Origin of the sequence: Pedobacter sp. PF22-3 (assembly GCF_026239555.1) — a bacterium.
Taxonomy (GTDB): Bacteria; Bacteroidota; Bacteroidia; order Sphingobacteriales; family Sphingobacteriaceae; genus Pedobacter.
The window spans coordinates 216,834-237,970 of the sequence record NZ_JAPIVP010000008.1 but is presented as its reverse complement, the minus strand read 5'-3'; the positions used below and the strand labels follow the sequence as shown (position 1 = coordinate 237,970).

The 21,137-nt window shown below is 38.7% G+C and carries 17 protein-coding genes and 1 riboswitch; of the genes, 11 read left to right on the top strand and 6 right to left on the bottom strand.

What is annotated here, in order from left to right:
• Nucleotides 1-8: 8 nt before the first annotated feature.
• Together OQX63_RS12640 and OQX63_RS12635 are read left to right on the top strand one after the other, a co-directional pair.
• Complete coding sequence (locus OQX63_RS12640; RefSeq protein ID WP_265851229.1) at nt 9-1,748, top strand: M14 family metallopeptidase; 1,740 nt, start codon at nt 9-11, stop codon at nt 1,746-1,748.
• Nucleotides 1,749-1,754: 6 nt separating this feature from the next.
• Nucleotides 1,755-2,369 (top strand): rhomboid family intramembrane serine protease, encoded by a 615-nt coding sequence (locus tag OQX63_RS12635; RefSeq protein WP_265851228.1) that lies wholly within the window; start codon nt 1,755-1,757, stop codon nt 2,367-2,369.
• A gap of 160 nt (nt 2,370-2,529) precedes the next feature.
• On the opposite strand, the gene OQX63_RS12630 is transcribed toward OQX63_RS12635, so the two are convergent.
• Nucleotides 2,530-3,513 (bottom strand): hypothetical protein, encoded by a 984-nt coding sequence (locus OQX63_RS12630; RefSeq protein ID WP_265851227.1) that lies wholly within the window; start codon nt 3,511-3,513, stop codon nt 2,530-2,532.
• Nucleotides 3,514-4,047: 534 nt separating this feature from the next.
• Nucleotides 4,048-5,184 carry a hypothetical protein gene (locus OQX63_RS12625; protein ID WP_265851226.1) on the bottom strand — a complete coding sequence of 379 codons (1,137 nt, stop codon included), beginning with the start codon at nt 5,182-5,184 and terminating at the stop codon, nt 4,048-4,050.
• 77 nt (nt 5,185-5,261) lie between these two features.
• On the opposite strand from OQX63_RS12625, the gene OQX63_RS12620 reads away from it, so the two are divergent.
• Nucleotides 5,262-6,293 (top strand): dipeptide epimerase, encoded by a 1,032-nt coding sequence (locus OQX63_RS12620; RefSeq protein ID WP_265851225.1) that lies wholly within the window; start codon nt 5,262-5,264, stop codon nt 6,291-6,293.
• A gap of 107 nt (nt 6,294-6,400) precedes the next feature.
• Here OQX63_RS12620 and OQX63_RS12615 read toward each other — a convergent pair whose 3' ends face one another.
• Together OQX63_RS12615 and OQX63_RS12610 are read right to left on the bottom strand one after the other, a co-directional pair.
• Complete coding sequence (locus tag OQX63_RS12615; RefSeq protein ID WP_265851224.1) at nt 6,401-6,664, bottom strand: DUF6358 family protein; 264 nt, start codon at nt 6,662-6,664, stop codon at nt 6,401-6,403.
• A 44-nt stretch (nt 6,665-6,708) separates the two neighbouring features.
• On the bottom strand, nt 6,709-7,026 hold the full coding sequence (locus OQX63_RS12610; protein ID WP_205057031.1) for a rhodanese-like domain-containing protein: 318 nt from the start codon (nt 7,024-7,026) through the stop codon (nt 6,709-6,711).
• A gap of 125 nt (nt 7,027-7,151) precedes the next feature.
• Here OQX63_RS12610 and OQX63_RS12605 point away from each other — a divergent pair, with 125 nt between their 5' ends.
• Nucleotides 7,152-8,273 (top strand): DUF4407 domain-containing protein, encoded by a 1,122-nt coding sequence (locus OQX63_RS12605; RefSeq protein ID WP_265851223.1) that lies wholly within the window; start codon nt 7,152-7,154, stop codon nt 8,271-8,273.
• A gap of 194 nt (nt 8,274-8,467) precedes the next feature.
• Entirely contained in the window at nt 8,468-9,775 is a 1,308-nt protein-coding gene (locus OQX63_RS12600; protein WP_265851222.1) for a M20/M25/M40 family metallo-hydrolase, read from the top strand.
• A 203-nt stretch (nt 9,776-9,978) separates the two neighbouring features.
• Here OQX63_RS12600 and carB read toward each other — a convergent pair whose 3' ends face one another.
• Together carB and OQX63_RS12590 are read right to left on the bottom strand one after the other, a co-directional pair.
• Nucleotides 9,979-12,816: a carbamoyl-phosphate synthase large subunit gene (gene carB / locus OQX63_RS12595; protein ID WP_265851221.1), complete on the bottom strand. Its 2,838-nt coding sequence runs from the start codon at nt 12,814-12,816 to the stop codon at nt 9,979-9,981.
• 208 nt (nt 12,817-13,024) lie between these two features.
• Nucleotides 13,025-13,342 (bottom strand): carboxypeptidase regulatory-like domain-containing protein, encoded by a 318-nt coding sequence (locus tag OQX63_RS12590; RefSeq protein WP_265851220.1) that lies wholly within the window; start codon nt 13,340-13,342, stop codon nt 13,025-13,027.
• Between the two features lie 437 nt (nt 13,343-13,779).
• Here OQX63_RS12590 and OQX63_RS12585 point away from each other — a divergent pair, with 437 nt between their 5' ends.
• The 6 genes from OQX63_RS12585 (at nt 13,780) to OQX63_RS12560 (ending at nt 20,840) form a co-directional block, all read left to right on the top strand.
• Nucleotides 13,780-14,310: an ATP-binding protein gene (locus tag OQX63_RS12585; protein WP_265851219.1), complete on the top strand. Its 531-nt coding sequence runs from the start codon at nt 13,780-13,782 to the stop codon at nt 14,308-14,310.
• A 607-nt stretch (nt 14,311-14,917) separates the two neighbouring features.
• Nucleotides 14,918-15,102: riboswitch (TPP riboswitch) on the top strand.
• A 55-nt stretch (nt 15,103-15,157) separates the two neighbouring features.
• A complete protein-coding gene (locus OQX63_RS12580; RefSeq protein ID WP_322974393.1) occupies nt 15,158-17,602 on the top strand; it encodes a TonB-dependent receptor in 2,445 nt (814 codons plus the stop codon).
• Between the two features lie 126 nt (nt 17,603-17,728).
• Nucleotides 17,729-18,373, top strand: coding sequence for a thiamine phosphate synthase (locus tag OQX63_RS12575; protein WP_265851218.1), 645 nt, complete (start codon nt 17,729-17,731; stop codon nt 18,371-18,373).
• A 59-nt stretch (nt 18,374-18,432) separates the two neighbouring features.
• Nucleotides 18,433-19,725 carry a hypothetical protein gene (locus tag OQX63_RS12570; protein WP_265851217.1) on the top strand — a complete coding sequence of 431 codons (1,293 nt, stop codon included), beginning with the start codon at nt 18,433-18,435 and terminating at the stop codon, nt 19,723-19,725.
• 63 nt (nt 19,726-19,788) lie between these two features.
• Nucleotides 19,789-20,349: a thiamine pyrophosphokinase gene (locus tag OQX63_RS12565; RefSeq protein ID WP_265851216.1), complete on the top strand. Its 561-nt coding sequence runs from the start codon at nt 19,789-19,791 to the stop codon at nt 20,347-20,349.
• Entirely contained in the window at nt 20,346-20,840 is a 495-nt protein-coding gene (locus OQX63_RS12560; RefSeq protein ID WP_265851215.1) for a GNAT family N-acetyltransferase, read from the top strand. Before OQX63_RS12565 ends, OQX63_RS12560 begins: the two co-directional genes overlap by 4 nt.
• The last annotated feature ends 297 nt before the right edge of the window (nt 20,841-21,137 follow it).

Genomic DNA, 21,137 nt, shown 5'->3' with positions numbered 1-21,137 from the left:
TTTAAGGTATGAGAAAACTCTTTGTGTTGTGTTCGCTATTAATAAGGCTAAAAGCGATCGCACAAGAAACACCTTTTGAGTTAAGCGGAAAAACAGCAACCACAACATACACTGAAGCAGTATCTTACTATGAAAAACTGGCTAAAACATACCCCGAAGCCAAACTACTAACCTATGGGCGTACAGATTTTGGTAAACCTTTACACTTATTGGTTTTATCACATGACCGGGTTTTTGATCCGGTACAGATCAGGAAACAAAGTAAAAGAATTTTATTGATCAATAATGGCATTCACCCGGGCGAACCTGAAGGTATAGACGCGTCGATGATGCTGGCCCGCGATTTGCTTAAAGCCGGTAAACTGCCAAAAGATGTGGTCATCTGCATCATTCCACTTTACAATATAGATGGCAGTTTTAACCGTAGTGGAGCATCAAGGGCGAACCAGAATGGGCCAATTGCATATGGTTTTAGGGGCAATAGTAAAAATCTCGATCTGAACCGCGATTTCATTAAAACCGATTCGAAAAATTCAGCAACATTTCAACTCATTTTTAATACCTGGCAACCTGAAATATTTGTAGATACGCACACCAGCAATGGGGCCGATTATCAATATGTAATGACGCTTATCCCCACACAAAAAGATAAGCTAAACCCTATACTTTCTGATTATTTAACCAAAACTTTAGTGCCTGATCTATATGCAGGTATGGAAAAGCTGGGTTACCCGATGATTCCTTATGTAAACTCAATAGGCGAAACCCCTGAAACCGGGATAACAGGTTTTATCGAATCACCGCGTTACTCAACTGGTTACACCACACTGCACAATACCATCGGTTTTATGCCCGAAACACATATGTTAAAATCGTACGATTTACGTGTTGATGCTACCTACAAGCTTTTGCAAACCTATATTCAGGTTGTAGAACGGGATGCCAAAGTAATTGGGGAGAATAAGAAAAAGGCAGACGAATTTGTGGCTGTACAAAAAGAATTTCCTTTAGCATGGAAATTGAATAAAAACGAGGTTAACGATATCACTTTTAAAGGCTTTGAAGCCGGCCAAAAACCCAGCGCGGTGAGCGGCGCTGATCGTTTATACTACGATCGTAACAAACCTTACACTAAAACCATTAAAGAATGGAACAAGTATGAACCTTCATTGTCTGTTCAAAAGCCTGTGGCCTACATCATTCCGAAAGCCTGGGATCGCGTAATTTCCCTGCTTAAACTAAATCAGGTTAAAGTCAGCGAACTAAAAAGCGATCAGATAATTGCTGTCGACAGTTATTATATCGGCGATTTTAAAACGGTGAGCCGCCCATATGAAGGTCATTACCTGCACTCCGCTGTAGCAGTCAATGCTGTTCCACAAAAGCTGCAATATTATGCTGGCGATTATGTGGTTTATGTAAACCAGCCAAGTAACCGGTATATTATAGAAACTTTAGAACCCCAAGCTACAGATTCTTATTTCAACTGGAATTTTTTCGATTCTATTTTAGATATGAAAGAGCACTATTCGGCCTATGTTTTTGAAGATACGGCCGCAGAACTGCTAAAAAACAACCCTGATTTAAAAAGTAAACTGGAAGCCAAAAAGTTGGCCGACCCCGAATTTGCAAAGAATGATGCCGCACAACTTGATTTTGTGTATAAAAATTCTGATTATTACGAAAAAACACACAACAGATATCCCGTTGCACGTTTGGTTACAGATGTAAAACTGGATTTAAAATAAACCCAAATGGAATACTTCAATATAGCACCAGTTGCCTCCGTAATTTTTGTTTTTACCATTATTACCAGTCTATACGCTTTCTATGATCATTCGATTTATGGAAAGTTTATGCTGCATCCTTTTAGTGTTTCTAAAGGGCAGAATATTTATACCTTAATTACCAGCGGACTTGTACACGCCGATTGGATGCACCTGTTTTTTAACATGTTTACCTTTTACGCTTTTGCCTTTGCACTCGAAAGTATGATGGGGAGCTGGCGATTTGGATTGCTTTATTTTTTGGGTTTGGTACTGAGCGATCTGCCAACGGTGATCAAACATAAAGATAACTTTAATTATAATAGCCTTGGTGCCTCAGGGGCAATCAGCGCGGTACTTTTTAGTTATATTTTATATAATCCAATGTCTAAAATTTATATCATGTTTATCCCGATCGGGATTCCTGCCGTAGTTTTTGGGATTATATATTTAGTTTATTGTGCTTATGCTTCCCGCAATTCAAGGGATCATATCAATCATGATGCACACTTTTTTGGGGCCTTAACCGGATTGATATTTACGATTATCTTCGTGCCAGGTATTCTACAGAACTTTATCGCCGTGTTAACGGGAGGAAGGTAGTGTTAACATTTAATGTTAGCCCAAGCCGTTCCCCGCGATCGTCATGCTGAATTTATTTTACAAGCAGAACTAGTATTTTCAATTGTTTTGTAGCTACTACGTGGTCAGCATCTTTCCAGCAGGTAGACCCTTAAATGAATTCAGGGTGACGGGTTCATTATTACCCCGCAGTAGGTAAACAAGGTTTCTCGAAAAAACTCATCGGCTCGTCAGGGTTTTTAATAATTTCAAACACCACGTATCCCCAGGGTTTCCAGAAATTTTCCAATACCTGCGCATATATTTTATGTTGCCAAACATCAAAAAGTGGTTTGGTCATGTTGCCACGCAAAGGCATCGCTTCAATATAAATGGTGCCTTCTACAGGCATAAAGGTATATTCGGGCAAGCGGTTAAAAAGGTAGGCTGAATAATAAAAGCGGGCGCTCAGCTCTTCAAATTGCTCGGCTGTTAAGGCTTTTCCTTTTATCTCATTAATGATGTCCTGATGGTAGCGTTTATTGGTGCCATTATCCTGTAAACAGGCGATGATCCCAAAATCTTTCATTTTTAATGAGAAGGTTAAAGTGTTAATCTCATCACGGAAACTGAATGGTGTTTCTCCGTTTTCGAGTTTTACTACCGTGATAGACCATGGTGTGAAATCTTCAAACTCCAGGCTGGTATACAGGTTTTGCATCATGAAATTCAGGTTGGCAAATTTCATCATCAGCGATTGCGACATGTTTAAGCCATCGGCAGTCATTTCTTTACGTAGTGCTGAATGCATTTCGATATATACAAAGCCATATAAAAATTTGCCGATCCAGTTAAACAGGTCCAGTTCTGGCAATGCGGATACCGCATCATAACCTATTGCAAAAGCAGCTTCAATTTTATCTTCCAGCGGATTTAAAAACTGCACGTTGATCTCGGTATTTACCGGGATAACCAACGTATTGTACGAACGGATACTCTCATCCAAAAACTGGATCTGCTCTTCGCCACTTAAACCTGCCTGTTCCAACAACCAATTTGGAAGCAAAGGCACCTGAATAACAGGAGAATTAAATGTTTTTCCACTTAAAAAACAGGTTTTATATAAAAAATCGAAGTTTTGGAAAGGATTGTATAAGCCGGTATTCATCACTGCAATATTAGCCATTATATTTTTAGTGCTGTGTAATGATGTTTTATTTTAACGCAGGGATTACAACCACCTCAGTCTGTAACGGTATTATTTATCTTGATGATAAGTCTTTATTTGGAGCGCAAGGCCTTTGTAAAATGGGTGAGGGTGTTCCTGTCTTTTGCTTTTACGCTTCGCTGCCTCGTACCTCGTTGCTGCAGGGTAACGCTTCAGTCAGGGCTATTGGCTTCGGCAGCATTTCATATTGGGGTTGTAAGGTGCATAACCTTTGTTCCCAAATCCGACAGCAGCGGCAGTCTCCGATCCGATCTTAAATCGGGATTCATCGGAGCTATTGGGAGTGGCGGGACTGCATACCGCCAAGAACCACAGTTCCCCTATTTTCTAAAATAAGCCGTTAACGTCGGTCGTTAAGACATCAACCGATAATATTGAATTCTGTCAATAGTGCCTTCACGAAGTTGCATTACAAGTACTGGAAGGATATTTTACCCAATCATAAACCTAACCAAATACATTGCTCTGTTATATCCTTTAATATAGTGAAATCTAGTAATTGTTATAATAATAACTGATATCATCAACCAGCTGGTTGTATATGGGTTTAGTAAATTCTAAAAACAAAGCATTTGGCGGAGGCGGTAATTGCTCCTTCCTTTTGGTAATAGCCAATTGTTGTTTAGTCAAGGCCCTATCGTCGCCCTTATAACTGGCCCAACTGTCTCTCCACACATAAGTTCCGGGAAATTTCTGTTGGTGAACCAATTTTCTAGTTTTCCAATCGGTAATGCTCATATCCAATAATCCTGACGACGAAATATTCTTTTCGAAAATGCTCAAAGTAGCTTTTACTTTACCATAAACTGGCTTTTTGTCTCGTGTTTCACCAATTACTATACTGTCGCGTTCTAGCTTTTCAACCCTTTCTTTTACATAGGTTTGGCCTACCACAAAATCGTCGAAGTTTAAGCTCAGTACCTGATCGGGAACAATTTTTTGCTCCGTAGCCTGCGCTTCACCATAAAAAATAACAAACTTGTTTCTTGAGTATTTTGCGATGTACTGATCAATCTGCTGTTGGAAATAATCGCCGCTCAATTTGTATGTATTACTGTTTATCAAAATTGGTTGTACCACAACTTTCGTAACGGCCGCCCAATAAGCATCTTCCATTTTAGCTTTTACATCTTTATAATCGGGTTGAAGATTGATCACTTTCTCAAATTCATAATATGCCTTTTTTGCCGCTTTACGGTTATTTTCGATCATGTAGCCCATACCAGAATTATACCTTGCAACAGCAGCGTTATATTTGCTATCAGCTAGTTCCCTGATGTATTTCGAAGGTTTTGGAATAATGACCAAACATGCCGGACAGCTATTGATGTCATCTGCCAATTGATTGATTTTTTGATAATCATACATCACCGATTCCCACCTGAATAGATCGTTAGACATTTTAGCTTCCTCAATTTTCCGTAAATGATCTTTCAAAGCTAAATCGTAAGCCATTTTTAATACTTGCATGGCTTCGCTGTTTTTGGGTGAGTTTTGTAGCCTGCTTACCGATTTTTCAACAGATGCATCGTAATCACCTTTTTGTAAGGCATTTTTTCCTGTGGTACATCCTCCAATAATTATGAAGGATAAATAAATAAAATACCGTAATCTTGAGCTGTTTTTCATGGCGATGGCGTTATGTTAATAAACAAAGATAATTCGTAACACGATAATTACCTCATTTATTTAGTAGACGATTGATAATGAAAATTAGTTGCAGGCAATTTGAACTAGAATTAAAACATACTTTTTCGATATCGAAATTTACCCGCACCAGCACACCCTTAATGTTGTTAAGGATAGAACATAAAGGTGTAACCGGTTATGGCGAGGCATCTATGGTGCCTTATATGGGTGAGAGTTATGGAAGTGCAACAGCTTTTCTGAACCTTATAGATTGGGATAAAATTCAATATCCGTTCGATTTCAAAGAAATTATTGCCTATTTAGATAGCCTTGCGCCTGGCCAGCCAGCGATTAAAGCTGCTATTGATATTGCGCTTAACGATATTCGAGGGAAACTGTTAAATAAACCTTGCTATGAGATTTATGGTGCAGACCCAGCTAAAATGCCGGTAACTTCTTATACTATTGGTATTGATACCCCTGAGGTTATCCGAGAAAAACTGAAAGATGCTGAAGCTTTTAAAGTAATTAAAGTTAAATTGGGAAGAGATAACGATCAGGAAATTATCGAAACGATCAGAAGCATGACCAATGTACCTTTATATGTAGATGCAAACCAGGGCTGGGTAGATAAGATTAAAGCCGTTGACTTCATTTATTGGCTTCATAACCAGGGTGTGGTATTAATTGAGCAACCTATGGATAAGAACAATCTTGATGGAAATGCCTGGCTAACCGAACGCAGCCCTATTCCATTGCTTGCTGACGAAGCTGTACAGCGTTTGGCTGACATGGATAAATTGAAAGGCGCTTATCATGGAATCAATGTAAAACTGATGAAAAGTTGTGGCATGTACGAAGGGCATCAGATGATTTTAAAGGCCCGTTCATTTGGGATGAAAGTGCTCATCGGGTGTATGAGCGAAACCAGTTGCGCTACTTTGGCTGCCGCGGCTTTGGCTCCTTTATGTAACTGGGCCGATTTGGATGGGCCGTGGCTCACCAAGAATAATCCATTTACTGATCCAGCTTTCGAAAATGGGAAGTATATCTTAAAAAATCTGCCAGGTTTAGGCTTATCAGGTATTTCTTCCGATCTTTTTCCGTAGGCAGCGTAGAAATGATAGTCATGATTGAAGGAGGAGGAAAAGATGTTTGAATCTTGAAGAATTACACATTTACTCATTCAAAATTCAGTCTTTCTATCATTAAATTACTACTTCTGATCTTTTTCTTTAAAACTTTTTCTGATGTCTTTAGTAAGCTGATACTTAAAGTAGAACAAACAAGCCGTTGTACCTACCAAAAAACCAGCTGGAAGGTATTTATGATTATTGTAACACCAAACCAGTCCAAAAACAGAAAGGATAATGGCCAGGTTATAGAAGATGTTTAAAGCAAATTTTTTACCCACGGTAGAAATGATTGAGTTAGAGAGTGATTGAATGACTGAATTATAAAATGAATTTTGAATAAGCATTATGCTATTAACATTTACTCATTCAAAACTCATTCATTCTATCATTAATATACTTGCATATTTGGGTCAAAAGCCTCTTGCCAAGCTAAAATACCGCCTTTTAAGTTGTAAAGATTTTCAAATCCGTATTGTTGCTCTAACTGCATTACTGCTGCGGCGCTTCTTTTTCCACTCCGGCACTGAATAATTACCGGTTTATCTTTCGCAACCTTATCAGCCTCAATTAAGATTCCGCCCAATGGGATATTTTCGCCCTCAAGATTGGAAACCTCATATTCGAATGTTTCACGAACATCAATTAATTGAAAATCTTCTTTGTTATCGATTTTCTCTTTTAGTTCTTGTACCGATATTTCTTTCATTATAAAATGTATTTATGCAAATATAGGAAAATCAGCTTTATACTCGCCATCAAAAAAATGCCATAAATTTTGCTTAAAACTGTAACAACTGAACCCCTTAGGCGTTTAAATATAAATAGTTACAAATGGACAAACTGAACCGTTTCTTTTGGTTTTGTTCCGGCGCTCACATCCCAACGCTGGAAAAGTACCCTTCAGAACAAAATAAATATACTGGCATTGGCGCCACCATCTTTTTTACCGGCTTGTTTGCCGCACTTTCTGGAGGCTATGCCATGTATTTTGTGTTTAAAGGCGACGATATGGCTGTAATTTTTGCCATTGTTTTCGGTTTTTTATGGGGAGCAGCCATCTTTAACATGGACCGATACATCGTCTCCAGCATCAATAAAAGTGCGAGCACCAATAAACAGTTGCTACAGGCTACCCCACGTATTCTGTTGGCCATTATGATTGGTATGGTTATTTCGAGGCCAATAGAGCTTAAAATTTTCGATAAAGAAATTAAAGAACGCCTGAAAGTGAGTTACTTAAATGGTCAGCGAGCTAAAATCGATACGCTAAACAAAGCCTTTGAGAAAAAATATCAGGTAGAATTTGGTAGGTTAAACCAGCAGAAAGCCACTCGGGATTCACTTGAGAAAGGAATTAAAGCAGATAGGCAAAAGCTTAATTTCGAGATCTTCGGAAATAAAACCACCGAAACATCAGGTGTAATGGGCTATGGACCATATGCCAAACGTAAGGAAGCCGAAATAACGCAACGCACGGCAGAATTGGATTCGCTAAAAGCCAGCATCAATAAATCGGAAGGCTTTGTAGATAAACGCAAAGAATTTGATGGACTGTTTACCGAAAAGCTATACACCAAAAAACAGTTAGACAGTTTATCTGATATTGCTGGTTTTGCCGATCGCAACTGGGCATTGGGGCAACTTAAATTCAATGTAGATGGCACGCGGGATAACAATACGGCAATTGCGGTTACTTTTATCGGGCTACTGTTTATCTTTTTTGAGTGTTTACCGGTGTTTGTAAAACTAATGAGTGCCCGCGGGCCATATGACTATGCGATAGCAGATGGAGATGAGGTATCAATTTACCATTCTAAAAAAGATAAAGATTTTCATTTCGAGGTAGCAGATAATATTCATGAAACCAGGGTCGATTCCGAGTCGTCAAAGAAGAAAGAAATAATAAAAGGAAAAGCATACCGCGATCTCGAAAAATACGATTGGGACGGGTAATGAGGTAAGATGGATGATGTAAGATGTATGATGGACGATGTATGATGGGGTATGTAAGAAGGAGCCTGTTATGACCTTCAACCATGAACAATCGAACCTGACCAATAAATCACCCGCCAAAAAATCATAGATCTATCAGACAAAAACCTTAACTTTCCCTAAATTCAACACGCTATAAATTATAATATGAATATATGAAGAAAATATTCTTTTTTACCCTTTTGGGGATGGCAAGTTTGCAGCTTAAAGCGCAAAACATTGATAAAATCATCACACGTGAGTACACGGACCACCTGATTAAAACTTTAAGTGCAGATGATATGCAAGGGAGAGAAACATTTACGCCAGGGATTGATAAAGCCGCTACTTTTATTGAATCAGAATTTAAGAAAATAGGTTTGCAGCCCTTATCAGGTGAAAAAACATTCCGCCAAACTTTTAACAAATACCAGGTTGCTAATCAAAGTACCAGCGTTAAAATAGACGGGCAGGAAATTGCACGAGAAAATATATTGGTTACCGGCGTTACCACAGAAAGTGTTACGCTTGATAAATCCAACACCACTGTTGTTAAATTGGATCCTGAAAAGCCATTTGTAGCGCAGTTCAGAACCATGCTGAACACGGATAAAAACCAGATCGTTTTAGTCGACAATAAGTTTGTTGATTTTTTTAAACGTTATAAAGATCATTTCAGCAAACCAACTACTGTTGATGAAAAAGATGTAAAAGCAACCAACGGCGCTGTACAGGTTTTTGTTTTAGGTAAAGATGCAGCAACAGATTTTTCAGCAACAGTTAAAAGTAAGGTAACCCAAATGCCCTTGTTCAATGTTGCAGGTGTAATTCCAGGTAAATCAAAAGCTAAAGAAATTGTAATTTTCTCAGGTCATTATGATCATTTGGGTTTCTTAAAACCGGTAGAAGGCGATAGTATTGCCAATGGAGCCGATGATGATGCATCAGGTACTACAGCGATGATTGCTTTAGCGAAATATTATAAAGCACAGAAAAATAACGAACGTACCTTGATCTTCGTTGCTTTTACAGCAGAAGAAATTGGTGGTTTTGGCGCAAGGTATTTCTCAGAAAAATTAAATCCTGATGATGTGGTAGCCATGTTCAATATTGAGATGATCGGTAAGGATTCGAAATTTGGTAAAAACACAGCCTTTATTACCGGCTATGAAAGATCTGATTTCGGGAAAATTTTACAGAAAAACTTAGCAGGAACTGAATTTACCTTTCATCCGGACCCCTATCCAGACCAAAATTTATTCTATCGAAGCGATAACGCAACCTTAGCTGCTTTAGGCGTTCCGGCACATACCATCAGTACCGATAAAATTGATATCGATAAATTGTACCATAGTGTGAAAGATGAATACAGCTCTTTAGATGTAGAAAATATTCTTTCAACTATTAAAGCAATTGCCAAGAGTGCAACCAGCATTGTAAACGGAACAGATACCCCAACCAGGATTCCGAAGTTGAAGCAATAATAAAACATTTGAACTTGATAGGTTTTTTTTAGCCATGTCGTCATGCTGAATTTATTTCAGCATCTATCATACAACTAAGACCCTGAAATAAATTCAGGGTGACGATCGCATTTAAACCCGCGATGTTTGTACGAATTGAATAATAAAAAATGGCCAGTGATTTTTTCACTGGCCATTGCTATTTTATAATCTTCGTAAGCAGATTACTTACTTAAATACATCGATTTATCTTTGTAAAGCTTGCGGAAGTAAGGATCTTCTAAATCTTTGATAAAACGGATGGCTTCACCAGTAGATTTCATTTCAGGGCCTAGTTCCTTCGTCACCTCCGGGAATTTCTCGTAAGAGAAAACCGGCTCTTTAATGGCATAACCTTTAAGTTTGCGAACGATTGTAAAATCTTTCAGTTTGGCTACGCCTAGCATAATTTTAGCCGCAATGTTGATGTACGGAACATCGTAAGCTTTTGCGATGAAAGGAACCGTACGTGATGCCCTGGGATTTGCCTCGATTACATAAACTTTCTCATCTTTAATGGCAAACTGAATGTTTAGTAACCCACGTACATCTAACGCTTTTGCAATTTTAATGGAGTATTCTTCCATTGCTTTGGTTACCGTTTCTGATAAGCTGAATGTAGGTAATACCGCAAATGAATCTCCTGAGTGGATACCTGCAGGCTCAATGTGTTCCATCATACCCACAATGTGTACATCTTCACCGTCAGAAATCGAATCGGATTCCGCTTCTTCTGCCCTATCTAAAAAGTGATCGATCAATACACGGTTGCCAGGTAAATCACCTAATAATTTAACTACTGCTTTTTCCAGGTCTTCATCATTAATTACAATGCTCATGCCCTGACCACCCAATACATAGCTCGGACGCACCAGTACCGGATAACCTACCTCATTTGCCACAACAATTGCCTCTTCAGCATTTTCTGCAACACCATACTTTGGATAAGGGATATTTAATTCTTTCAAAAGGTCAGAGAAACGGCCGCGATCTTCGGCAATATCCATGTTCTCGAAAGATGTTCCAATAATTTTGATGCCTTTTTCAGTTAATTTTTCTGCCATTTTCAGCGCAGTTTGTCCGCCAAGCTGAACAATTACACCTTCAGGTTTTTCAAGATCTATAATTTCGCGAACATGTTCCCAGAAAACCGGCTCGAAGTACAACTTGTCGGCCATGTTAAAGTCTGTTGAAACTGTTTCAGGGTTACAATTAACCATGATGGCTTCGAAACCCGATTCTTTTGCAGCCAATAAACCGTGTACACATGAATAATCGAATTCGATACCCTGACCAATACGGTTAGGACCTGAACCCAAAACAATTACTTTTTTCCTGTCGGAAGGTTTTGATTCATTCTCTTCTTCGAAAGTAGAATAGTAATATGGTGTTTTGGCCGGAAACTCCGCAGCACAAGTATCAACCATTTTATAAACCCTGTTTATACCCAAAGCTTTACGACGATCGTAAACTTCGTCTTCAGTAACATTGCCTAACAACCACGCGATCTGGATATCAGAAAATCCTTTTTGTTTAAGTGTTACAAAGAAATCCTGAGGGATATTGTTTAGTGAATATCTTTTTAATTCAGTTTCCAAAAGAACAAGATCCTGAATCTGGTTTAAGAACCATTTATCAATTTTGGTTACCTTACGGATAGACTCCAAAGGTACACCCATTGTCATGGCGTCTTTTATTAAGAATAAACGGTTCCATGAAGCGTGCTCCAAACCGTCCATAATTTCTTCAATATTGCGAACCTGTCTGCCATCTGCGCCTAAACCAGCACGGTTGATCTCTAAACTCTGACAAGCTTTTTGCAATGCTTCGATAAAAGTACGGCCAATGGCCATTACTTCACCTACTGATTTCATCTGTAAGCCAAGTTCTTTGTTAGCGCCTTTAAATTTATCAAAGTTCCAACGCGGTACTTTAACAATTACGTAATCTAAAGTAGGTTCGAAATAGGCTGAAGTTGTTTTGGTAATCTGATTTTCAATTTCATCCAGGTTGTAACCGATAGCCAGTTTAGCTGCAATTTTTGCGATTGGATAACCAGTTGCCTTACTTGCTAAAGCAGATGAACGCGATACACGTGGGTTGATTTCGATGGCGATAATTTCATCGTTTACCGGGTTAACCGAAAACTGAACATTACAGCCGCCGGCAAAGTTACCGATTGCACGCATCATTTTGATCGCCTGGTTGCGCATATCCTGGTAACAACGGTCAGATAAAGTCATTGCCGGAGCAACCGTGATTGAATCTCCCGTGTGAATCCCCATCGGATCGAAGTTTTCGATCGAACAGATAATGATTACATTATCATTGCTATCTCTTAATAACTCTAACTCGTATTCTTTCCAGCCTAAAACTGCTTTCTCTACCAGTACTTCGTGTGTCGGTGAAGCTTCTAAACCACGTTTTAGCGCCGCGTCGAATTCTTCTTTTTTGTGGACAAAACCACCACCAGAACCGCCTAAAGTATATGATGGGCGGATTACCAGTGGGTAGCCGATTTCCTGTGCAGCTTCTTTGCCTTCTAAAAATGAGTTGGCAATTTTCGATTGAGCAACACCTACACCAATATCAACCATTAACTGGCGGAAAGCTTCACGGTTCTCTGTTTTTTCGATTGCTGCAACATCTACACCAACTACTTTAACACCGTATTTTTCCCAAACACCACGTTCTTCAGCCTCTTTACAAAGGTTGAGTGCGGTTTGTCCTCCCATTGTAGGAAGTACAGCATCAATTCTAGGTAGATCTGCAGAGTCTATATGCTCTTGTAAAATAACTTCTATTGAATCAACAGTTAGCGGGCGCAGGTAAACATGGTCGCCGATAACCTTATCCGTCATAATGGTGGCCGGATTGGAGTTGATGATAGAAACGGTAATTCCTTCTTCTTTTAAAGAAAGCGCCGCTTGCGAACCTGAGTAATCAAATTCACAGGCTTGGCCAATAATAATTGGTCCAGATCCGATAATCAGTACTGAGCGTATGGAAGTGTCTTTAGGCATGATAAGGCTTAAACAATAATTAAAATTCTAAAGTATTTGAACCCGAAGGTGAAGAAGCAAGAGGTCTTATGCTTGCGAGAAGAAAAATCCCAACTGTTCTGTCGGGATGCAAAGATACATCATAAGATGTGATTTTAAGGCGTTTTTTTTAAAATAAAAAAGAGCGCTATTTGAGCGCTCTTTTTAGATTTTTCTTTTGAGAAATGAGTTACTGTTGTAATTTAATTTCGCCTAAATCAGTAGTCGCGCTATCTTTTACGCCTACCTTTTCTATTATAGCATCTTTATATGGTGCGTTGGCTTTTACTACTATTGTATAAACACCTTCTTTAAGGTTTGTAAAGGTAAAAACGCCCTGATTAATCTGTGTGCTTAGTGTGTCTTTAGCGACTACAATTGATACAGATGAAGCGGCATCAATCGGTGTAATTTTCCCTATTATTCCACCTGTTTTACTATTGGTAAAGGCAATTGCGCCCAAGCCAAATACAATCAATAGGGAGAATACAACACACAGTTTTTTCATTGTATAACGTTTTAGTTAGTTATTGTCTTGAATATATAACAGCATTTAGTACAAAAAGTTTTAAATAATGAACACTATTTTTTGGATTGTACTATAAATTATACACGAATGTAAAATAGAAATGTATATATTTGTTTTCAAATGTTAATTAGTGTTAAAACAATTTCACTAATGTGTTACTGTTGGTCAGAATTAAGTCACGAAGTTGTGATGATCTCATTATTGGCAATAATGTTGTAATAACGAGAACATATATACGTTTTGTATATACTTTAGACAATGATCTAAAGCCTCCTCCGCGGATTAGTTACCCGCCATGAGGATTTCTTCATAAATAGTTTGTTTGGTTTATTATCCGGTTAGAGGAGCCCTCCTCAACCGGATTTTTTCTTTTAAGGCTTTTTCTTTTACATTTGACTGTATCCAGAAGACACATCGTGAATAAAAATATTAAAAAGATTGCTGTTGTTGGCCCTGAAAGTACTGGGAAATCTACTATATCTCAGTTGCTGGCCAAATACTACAAAGTTTCTTGGGTGCCAGAGTATGCCCGCTATTACTGCGAAAATCTGGTTACCGATTATACCCTGCAAGATGAAGTGAATATGTACTACGGACAGATCGCTTTGGAGGATGCAATTCTGGTTACCACCGAAAGTGATTTCATTATTTGCGATACCACTTTTATTACGGTAAAAATCTGGAGCGATGAAGTGCTTGGTGAAACGCCTGAGGTTGTATTGGATGCGCTACCCAAAAAACCATACGACCTGTATCTTTTAATGGATATTGATTTGCCCTGGCAGGATGATCCACTGCGCGATTTTCCGGAGAAACGCGAATATTTTATGGGGGTTTGGCATAAAGAATTGCAGGCGCTCCAAGCAAATTATAAAGTTATTGGCGGCTTGGGGGATGAAAGGGTTGAGAATGCCATTAAGGCCATTGATGTTTTTTTGGGCAGATAAATAGGTCTGGGGTTTTTCTTTTTTTTGGAAATGATTGTCAGTAGCTTTTGGCTGCCAGCAGTCCCGCCCTTTGCTTAATCCCGATAGATGAGCTCGTAAATAAAACAATACTAAAATCGGGATAACGCTGTTGGTCGGGTTTATTGAACAGGGGTTTGCCACCGTGGTGCCTAAAACATGAAACGTTCCTTCGGAACGAAAGAAATAAACATTTTTTTTTCTTCCAAGCGTTGGTCCCGATGGGACGAAATGTGACTATAAATTATTACCCATCCTTTCTAGTTCGTATGAAAAATGTTCGTCCCGTCGGGACGGCTCATCGGTAGCCAATTGTACAATTGGCGGTTTCGTTCCGTAGGAACGTTTGGTGATGTATCGCGAATAGTTGTACCTGCCTGGCCACCTAAACCCGATTGGAACGGATGCCGATTTCCTTCAAATTGGCAGGAGGGAAAGCGGGACTGTAAATCCTATACGCGCAGAACCACCAGTTTTCTAAAATAAAAACCAATAACTTTATAAAGTAATAGAATAAACGGTAGATTTTAATCAATTGGAATTGAAATTTGCTAGAATAGTACGAATTCCTAAATATTTTCTACATTTGCCCCATCATTAGGGGTGCCTTGTTTATACAACACAAAAACAGGCTGAGATCATACCCATTTTGAGGTAAAAGGTAGAAGGTAAAAGGTAGAGGGTAATCCCAACAACCTTAAACCCTTCCAGCCATCAACCTTAAATGAACCTGATCCGGGTAATGCCGGCGTAGGGATTGGAGTTATGGAAGTTTAACTGAAATCGGGGAAGCCCCTTTTTCCGATGGGTTTAACTAAAAACAATAAACTTGAAAAATTTACTTTTTGCAGCCCTTGTTGCAATGTTGCCATTCTTTGTATCGGCACAAATTTCGGTTACGGGTAAAGTAACAGATCAAAACCAGCAGCCGCTTCCTGGCGCTACGGTTAAATTAAGAAATCAAAAAACAGCAGTGGTAAGCGATGCTAGCGGGAATTACACCATTACAAACCTATCTAACGGAAAATATAACATTGTGGTAAGCTATGTAGGCTATAAAACAATTGAAAAAACGATAGAACTTCAGCAGAATGCGACAGTAGACTTTAGCCTATTGCCACAAAATTTCCTGGCTGATGAGGTAATTGTGCGTGCAACCCGTGCCACAGATAAATCGGCAACTACATACAAGAATATTGGTAAAGAAGAAATCCAACAGAATAATTTCGGACAGGATTTGCCTTTTATCCTCCAGAACACGCCTGGCGTTGTGGTTAATTCTGATGCTGGTGCTGGTGTGGGTTATACCGGAATCCGTATTCGCGGGAGCGATAACAGCAGGATTAACGTCACGGTTAACGGCATTCCTATCAACGATAGCGAAAGCCAGGGAACTTTTTATGTAAATATGCCCGATTTTGCTTCATCAGTAGATAATGTGCAGATTCAGCGTGGCGTGGGTACCTCAACCAACGGCGCAGGCGCATTTGGCGCAAGTTTGAACATTCAAACTACTGCCAGCGAGACAGAACCCTATGCTGAATTGAACAATACTTACGGCAGTTTTAATACTTGGAAAAATACCGTAAAGGTGGGAACAGGTTTAATTAACAACCGTTTTAGCTTTGACGGGCGTTTATCTAGAATCAGCTCTGATGGTTATGTAGATCGTGGATCTTCTGTATTAAAATCGTACTTTTTATCTGGTGCTTATCATGGAGATAAAGACTTATTGCGTGTAAATGTTTTCTCTGGAAATGAGAAAACCTACCAATCGTGGAACGGAATCCCGCAATCGCGTTTAGAAAATGATTTACCTGGAATGCAAGCTTATATTGATAGAAATGGATTGAGTGCTGAAGATGCGGCAAACCTGCTAAACTCGGGCAGGAGGTATAATAGTTTCCTTTATAATAACCAGACGGATAATTATACACAGAACCACTATCAGCTCATTTATGCCAGGCAGATTTCTGATCAGTTGTCTTTCAATGGCGCTTTACATTACACTAAAGGCGAAGGTTATTATGAAGAATATGTAGTACAGGATAGTCTGAAACATTACGGCTTGAACCCCGTTGCTGTTGCTGGTGGTACACCTATTGCCAAAACAGATTTAATCCGCCGCCGTTGGTTGGATAACGATTTCTACGGTGTTACTTATGCCTTTAACTATGTACCCCAAAAGAATTTAAACTTTACTTTGGGTGGTGCATATAATGAATATAAAGGCGCGCACTTTGGGCAGGTAATCTGGGCACAATATGCTTCAAACGGAAACATTGACAGGCATTATTATGATAATGATGGTTTTAAAACCGATTTTAATGTTTATGGCAAAGTAAATTATAGCCCTATTGAAGATTTGAGCTTATTTGCCGATCTGCAATACCGCCGTGTATATTATGATATTGCCGGAACAGAAAATAAGTTAAATACGTTGGCCATTAACCAAACCTTAAATTTCTTTAATCCGAAATTTGGGGCAACCTATTTTATCAATCCACAGAGCAATGTATATGCTTCGTTCAGTGTGGCGAATAAAGAACCAAACCGCGATGATTATGCGGATGCAACAGTTGGCATTACCCCTAAACCGGAGCGTTTGAACGATGTAGAATTGGGATACCGTTTTAAAAATGACAAATTTAATATAGGTGCCAATGCCTATGGAATGTTCTATACAAACCAATTGGTGGTAACCGGGAAAATAAACGATGTTGGCGGAAACTTCCGTCAGAATGTGGACAAGAGTTACCGTTTAGGGATAGAGCTTGATGGTTCTTATACCATTAGCAAACAGTTTATTGTAAATGCCAACGCTGCTTTTAGCCGCAACAAAATCAAAAACTTTACCGAGTATTACGATGATTACGATAATGGTGGACAAGTAATTAAAAACTATGAATTAACTGATATCTCTTATTCTCCAGGAGCGGTTCTTTTCGGAGAGCTGGTTTACAAACCGGTTAACGGTTTTGCGGTAGCTTTGCAAAGTAAATATGTGAGCAAACAATATCTGGATAACACGCAGAACAACGATAGAACCATTAATGGTTACTGGGTAAGCAATGCACGTTTAGGTTACGATTTTAAATTTGCCGGCGTTAAAAATATTAACCTGGGTTTGTTAGTCAATAACATTTTAGACAAAAAATACGCAAGCAACGGTTATACTTATGGCTACCAATTGGGAGGGAGCAGAGTAACTGAAAACTTTTTTTACCCACAAGCGGGCACCAACTTTTTGTTAAGCTTGAACGTTAAGTTTTAAGAAAGACTAAAGCAAAAAGCTGAAAATCATTAAAATCGCCATTGCAAGATAAACGCTCAATGGCGATTTTGTTTATCTTGCCTTCCTGATCTTAAAATTCTTTAATTTTAACCATCCTGATCCAGCATGAAATACATCGAAAAGCTCCATTACATCACACACGATATCCCGCATTTAAGCCACATCGAACAGGTACAACAGGCCTGCGAGGCTGGTGCAAAATGGATCCAATACCGTTGCCTGAGTAAAACGGATGAAGAACTCCTGCAGGATATTAATGCTATTGCAGAAATCTGTGATGACTGGGGCACCACTTTAATCGTTACGGATCATGTTCATTTAAATGGAAAGGCCGATATCCAGGGTTTTCATATCGAAGATATGGATGCCGATTTTATCAAACTGCGCAAACTGGTTGGCCATGATATTACACTAGGAGGATCGGCGAATACAGTAGACAATTTAATCAGGCTTGCCAAAGAAGGGGCCGATTATGCTGGTTATGGTCCATTTGCAGAAACTGAAACCAAACCCAACAATTATGCGCTTTTAGGTATTGAGGGCTATCAGCATGTAGTAAAAGAATTGAAGACCCAGGCCATCAGCATTCCGGTATTGGCTGTGGGTGGGATTAAAACATACGATGTGGAAGCTTTAATGCAGACTGGAATTTATGGTATAGCCGTTTCCGGAGCCATTAATTTTGCCGACGATTTTATTGAAACTTATCAGGATTTTTACACAGTTGTTAAAGAAAGCGCTGTTAATTAACATTTTATAATTTGAACCAGATAAGATAATTTTTAGCTTTGGGTAAAACCAAATAAAATATGTCTGAAAACGCTCTTCAAAATACTGCTCCCTGGAACATTTATAAAAAAATTTCTTTCAGGTTCTTTTTTCTCCTCTTGTCTCTTTTCATTATCCTGAATAACAATGGAGCCTTTACGTTCCTTTCAGGTGTATTGCAGTTGCCGAACCTGGTATTGCACGATCTTATTCCCTGGTTCTCTAAACACATTATCCACTATAATTACGATTTTACAATTTACACCAATGGTAGTGGCGATACCTCTTATGATTGGGTATTGTTACTCTTTATATTTTTGGTATCGGTAATTGGTAGCATCATTTGGTCGGTTTTAGACCGCAAACGCAAAAGTTACAATACAGCTTACTACTGGCTTATGGTACTGGTGATATTTTATTTAGCCTTTACTTTGATATTATACGGCGCTATAAAAGTAATCAAACTCCAGTTCCCTGATCCTTCATTAATGAGGTTGCTTCAGCCTTTTGGAAATGCATCGCCAATGGGCCTCGCATGGACTTTCCTCGGCTTTTCAAAAGGGTATAATATTTTTATGGGCATTATAGAAGTTTCTGCCATCATGCTTTTGTTCCGTAGAACGGTCATTGTAGGAGCCTTTCTAGCATTAGCTGCAACAGTACATGTAATGACGATGAATTATTTTTTCGATGTCCCTGTAAAATTACTCTCAACCGCGTTGGTTGTAATGTGTCTGTTTATTTTGGCCCCTCATTTCTTAAAATTATATCGCTTCTTTATTAATTATGAAAGTCAGCAGCTCGAGAAAATGTACCGTCCAACTTTTAAAAAGCGATGGCTATACTTCATGGCTTATGGGGCAAAATATCTATATATTACAGCTTCACTAATATTTTTGATATCCTCATTAATTGAACAAAGAAAAACTTATGGTAGCGCGGCGCCGAAGCCATTTATGTATGGTATTTATAATGTTGAAAGCATGAAAGTTAAGGGCAAAACCTTGGCGCCTTTAACTACTGATAGCACAAGATGGAGACAAATGATTATTAATTATTCGGGTTTTGCCCGGATAAAGAAGATGAACGATAGCGCTGCTAATTTCACTACGGTTTTTGATCAGAAGAAAAAAGAAGTAGTACTCAAATCAACCGATAAAGACTCTACAAAGTACGTTTTAAACTATAATCTTATTGGAAACGATAAGCTGATTTTATCAGGCCTAATGGAAAAAGATTCTGTATCGGTAATTTTTAAACGAAAAAATCTCAAGGAGTTTAAACTTATTAACAGGGGCTTCCATTGGGTCAGTGAATATCCGTATAATCGTTAATCATTTGACGTCCGGCTGATTCTTCCTTTACCTTACTTAAAGCGAAATTTATATATTCGCAGTATGTCTTCACACCATATTGTAAAAGAAAAACAAGAACCGGCTTTATACATTGATGAGCTTGGAAATTTTAACGAAGAATTTTTGGGTCAACTGCTTGAATGGAGTCCTACACTTTTGGTTAATGGAGAAAATTACGATAAGATTTTTTCTTTGGGTTTAAAAGTAGATGTACTGGTAAATGGGAATGGGCAGGAAGCGCAGGAAGATACTAAAGTTATTCAGGGACCTGTTGATGCTTTAATGGTAGCCATTAATTATCTGTACGAAGAGAAATATCCTGCGGTAAATGTGATTACGAGGAAATTCGACCTGGAGAAATTTGCTGGATTTGAAGATAAAATTAATCTGGTGGTATTTACGGAGAGGGCAAAGCACTATCCCATAAAATCGGGATTCTCAGTTTGGAAACCTGCCGGAAGCGAATTTCTGATCCACGGCAACCGATATCTCGAAGTAACCAACCTCGCGCAGAATGAAGACGAAATTTTTACTGTAGTTAAAGATGGCTTTGTAGAATTTACCTTTTCCGGACAACCGATTTTTATTAGCGAACCCATATGATAACCCTTAGAAAAGCAAAAGAAGAAGATATAGAAGTGATCAGGGATATTGCTGCGGCAACCTGGCCATCAACCTACCTGGATATTATCGGGCAGGCGCAGATTGATTATATGTTGGATAAAATGTATAGCAAAGGAGAGCTGATGAAGCAATTGATGGAGGGACATATTTTCCTGATTGCAGAAGAAGGCGAAAATCAGTTCGGTTTTGCAGGATATTCTATCATTGGTCATGAGGAACGCGTTTACAAACTGCATAAACTTTATGTGCTGCCATCTGCACATGGTAAAGGCGTTGGAAAAATCTTAATTAATGAGGTTTTTAACCAGGTAAAAAATGCAGGCGGAAGCGCTTTGCAATTGAATGTAAATAAACATAATAAAGCCAAAGATTTTTATTTGAAAGGAGGTTTCACCATTAAAGAATCGGTAAAACTTGATATTGGTGAGGGCTATTTTATGGATGATTATGTAATGGAATATAAGTTTTAAATCTTCTCAAATTATCGTCATTTCAAGCGTAGTGCAACGCAGCCGAGAACCACGAAGTGCTCAGCGAAGCTAAATCTATCTTAGTAACCTGAATTCGATAATTATTTGCTAAAAATAGTGCTTTAAAGGCGATTGATTTCGCTCTATTCGTCATGCTGAATTTATTTCAGCATCTTTTTAGCATGAAAGACCCTGAAATGAATTCAGTGTGACGACTCTGAATTGAAAATATCTTACAGGAGCCATTTAAAACTGGATTTTTAATCGAACTCAGGTTAGTAGATCTCTCCGTTACGC

Bases quoted from the DNA above. Each gene is read 5' to 3' on its own strand.
- OQX63_RS12560 (WP_265851215.1), top strand. From the start codon at position 20,346: ATGATAACCCTTAGAAAAGCAAAAGAAGAAGATATAGAAGTGATCAGG.
- OQX63_RS12625 (WP_265851226.1), bottom strand. From the start codon at position 5,184: ATGAAAAACAGCTCAAGATTACGGTATTTTATTTATTTATCCTTCATA.
- OQX63_RS12640 (WP_265851229.1), top strand. From the start codon at position 9: ATGAGAAAACTCTTTGTGTTGTGTTCGCTATTAATAAGGCTAAAAGCG.
- OQX63_RS12565 (WP_265851216.1), top strand. From the start codon at position 19,789: ATGTCTTCACACCATATTGTAAAAGAAAAACAAGAACCGGCTTTATAC.
- OQX63_RS12590 (WP_265851220.1), bottom strand. From the start codon at position 13,342: ATGAAAAAACTGTGTGTTGTATTCTCCCTATTGATTGTATTTGGCTTG.
- OQX63_RS12605 (WP_265851223.1), top strand. From the start codon at position 7,152: ATGGACAAACTGAACCGTTTCTTTTGGTTTTGTTCCGGCGCTCACATC.
- OQX63_RS12635 (WP_265851228.1), top strand. From the start codon at position 1,755: ATGGAATACTTCAATATAGCACCAGTTGCCTCCGTAATTTTTGTTTTT.
- OQX63_RS12610 (WP_205057031.1), bottom strand. From the start codon at position 7,026: ATGAAAGAAATATCGGTACAAGAACTAAAAGAGAAAATCGATAACAAA.
- OQX63_RS12630 (WP_265851227.1), bottom strand. From the start codon at position 3,513: ATGGCTAATATTGCAGTGATGAATACCGGCTTATACAATCCTTTCCAA.
- OQX63_RS12615 (WP_265851224.1), bottom strand. From the start codon at position 6,664: ATGCTTATTCAAAATTCATTTTATAATTCAGTCATTCAATCACTCTCT.
- OQX63_RS12620 (WP_265851225.1), top strand. From the start codon at position 5,262: ATGAAAATTAGTTGCAGGCAATTTGAACTAGAATTAAAACATACTTTT.
- OQX63_RS12570 (WP_265851217.1), top strand. From the start codon at position 18,433: ATGTCTGAAAACGCTCTTCAAAATACTGCTCCCTGGAACATTTATAAA.
- OQX63_RS12600 (WP_265851222.1), top strand. From the start codon at position 8,468: ATGAAGAAAATATTCTTTTTTACCCTTTTGGGGATGGCAAGTTTGCAG.
- carB (WP_265851221.1), bottom strand. From the start codon at position 12,816: ATGCCTAAAGACACTTCCATACGCTCAGTACTGATTATCGGATCTGGA.
- OQX63_RS12575 (WP_265851218.1), top strand. From the start codon at position 17,729: ATGAAATACATCGAAAAGCTCCATTACATCACACACGATATCCCGCAT.